2 protein-coding genes and 1 pseudogene are annotated in these 2,691 nt (G+C 59.0%); 1 reads left to right on the top strand and 2 read right to left on the bottom strand.

What is annotated here, in order from left to right; all coding sequences use genetic code 11:
* Positions 1 to 769: pseudogene (locus tag FEM54_RS30035) on the top strand (SphA family protein); the annotation flags it as partial.
* A gap of 179 nt (positions 770 to 948) precedes the next feature.
* On the opposite strand, the gene FEM54_RS30030 reads toward FEM54_RS30035, so the two are convergent.
* Positions 949 to 2,157, bottom strand: a complete 1,209-nt coding sequence (locus tag FEM54_RS30030) for a DSD1 family PLP-dependent enzyme (protein ID WP_170040239.1) — start codon at positions 2,155 to 2,157, stop codon at positions 949 to 951.
* A 59-nt stretch (positions 2,158 to 2,216) separates the two neighbouring features.
* Positions 2,217 to 2,691 (bottom strand): D-arabinono-1,4-lactone oxidase (locus FEM54_RS30025; RefSeq protein ID WP_276614914.1); only part of this gene is annotated, 475 nt, incomplete at its 5' end.

Here is a 2,691-nt window from a genome sequence, read left to right as displayed (position 1 = left end):
GTATTACAACCACTACCAGGCACGCAAACTGGACATCAGCTCCCTCGGCGGCAAGGTCTCGCAAGTGCGGATCAAGTCCGACGCGATCATCCCACGCCTGGACTACCTGAGCCCCGTGCGTGTGTTCGGCGGGCGCCTGGGCGGCTACATCGCCCAGCCGTATATCAAGCAACAGGTGTCGCTGTTCGGTATGTCCGACACCCGCGAAAGCATGGGCGACACCACCCTGGCGCCGATCATCCTGTGGGACATGGGCAAAAACCTGACCATGGCCGCCGCCGTGGAAATCACCCTGCCCACCGGCGAATACGACGCCACGCGCCTGGCCAACACCAGCAACAACTTCTACACCTACAAGCCGCTGGTCTCGGCGACCTGGATGCCCAATGAACGCACCGAACTGTCGATCAAGACCACCTACAGCTTCAACGAAGAAAACCACGACACCGACTACCGCTCCGGCCAGATTTTCCATTTCGACTACTCGGCCAGCTACAAGGTGACCGACAACCTGAGCCTGGGGGTCAACGGCTATTACCTCAAGCAGACCACCGACGATAAGCAGTACGGGCGCACGGTGGTAAACATCTATGGTGATGAAGTGAATGATGGGGTCAAGGGATAAGTGTTTGCCATTGGCCCGGCGGTGTATTTCACCTTCTTGAAATACGCCAGTGCAGAGGTGCGCTGGGCTAAAGAGTTCGATGTGAAGAACCGGCCGGAAGGCGATATGTTGTGGGCCAAGCTCACCATTCCCTTTGCCCTGTAAAAACCCGACTTGAAACAGGAACACTGACGTGTGTGGGAGTGTGATTGTGTGGGAGCTGGCTTGCCTGCGATAGCATCACCGCGGTCTAACCTTGAGACCGAGGCGTCTGCATCGCAGGCAAGCCAGCTCCCACACAAGCCAGCCCCACAATCACACTCCCACATTTCGAGCGCTTTGCGTCAGGCATAAACGGGCCAGGTCTCGACGATTTTCCCGTCCCGCACCCCCAGCAAATCCCCAAACTGCAACAACACAAACTCACTCTGGGTCGGGCGCAAAAACACTTGATCCTCAATATTCAATCCCACCGCCGGCGAGCCGTTGACCATCTCCTGGTTAGAACTGCGCCCAAACAGCTCATTGCTTTGCAGCCCCTGCGGCGACTCGAATTGCGCCATCCAGTTACCGCCATAAATAAAGAACGTCTCGCGCTGATTCGGATCCCACCACGAAAACACCCGCGACTTGCCATCCAGCGCCGGAATCTCCACCGACCCGGTGCTTTTCAACACTGGCGTGGCGATAAACGCTGCCGGCACATGCTCGCTCAACGACGGCAAATCGTAATGCGTGGGCTTGAGCAACGCGGTACCCACCGACACCTCGGTACTGAGTGTTTCCTGCTCGTGAATCCGATAGCTGGGGCTGCCAGCCGTGTTCAACGTCAGCCCCTCACGCCATAACCCGGCAAACTGCTGACGGGTGAAATCAACATGGCCGTTGTAGCGCTGCATCACCTGCTCAAACAGCGCCTGGGGCGAACCGAGAATACCCGGCACGCCCATGCCCACAAACGGGTCGTAGCCCATAAATCCGGCAAACTCCAAGTGCTGCGGGTTGGCGCTGATCAGCGTGAGCATCCGCCCCAGCACCGCGTTATCGCTAATGCCGCCGCGATGCAGCCCCACATCCAGCTCGATGTTCACCCGCAACCGCGTGCCCAACCCTTGCGCCAACGCCAAGTAGTGCTGCAACCGCTCTGGCGTGTCCAGTAGCCACTGCAATTGCCTGGCCGGGTCAAACGGACCTTTATGGGTTTGATAAAACAGCTCGGCCGAGCGCACCGGCAACGGCTTGCCCATGAGGATGTCAGCCTCGGGAAACACCTGCGCATCGTGGTTCAGAAACGGTTGATGAAACGACATCAGCCGCGCAGTGCCCGCGCGCTTGGCGATATACGCCAGTAACCCCGGCGACGGCAGCGACTTCTCCACCAGGCGCAAATGCTTGCCACCACGCTGCACCGACTGCATCACCACGTCGATATTGTGATCAAGGCGGTCCAGGTCGATCAGCATCACCGGGCGCATCGGTCCATGGGCTTTGAGTTCATCATTAAGACTGCGAAAATACTCGCTGTACGGGCCGCCGCGATCACTGGGGCGCAGCCACCAGCCACCCGCCACTGCCGCCACTGCGGCGCCCAGCACAAAATGTCGGCGTTTCATCAGGCCACTCCCAGGATGGATTGCAGGTGCGCATTGAGGAACTTGCCGCTCGGGTCCAGCTCGCGGCGCACGCGGGTGAATTCGTCCCAGCGCGGGTACAGCGGCTGCAAGGTGCGCGCGTTAAGGGTGTGCAATTTGCCCCAGTGCGGGCGGCCGGCGTACTTCCAGAAAATCGGCTCCACGGCGGCAAAGAAGTTGTGATGGTCCATGGCGTAATGCTGATGGACCGAAATCGAACAGCTGTCGCGGCCTTCGAACATGCTCAAAGGGATGTCATCGGCCTTGACGTAGCGATACTCGATAGGAAACCAGGTGCGCAGGTCCTTGTCGGTGATCAGCTTGAGGATTTCCCGCAGGCACGCCGGGCCATGTTCGGCAGGCACCGAATATTCCATCTCGTTGAAACGCACGTTGCGCACATTGGCATAGACCTGGAACGACTCGGCCACGCGGTCCTGGAAGCTGGCAAAAAAA

This window comes from Pseudomonas edaphica, from assembly GCF_005863185.1.
Lineage (GTDB): Bacteria > Pseudomonadota > Gammaproteobacteria > Pseudomonadales > Pseudomonadaceae > Aquipseudomonas > Aquipseudomonas edaphica.
The sequence above is the reverse complement of the archived record's forward strand: the minus strand, read 5'-3'. Positions and strand labels throughout refer to the sequence as shown.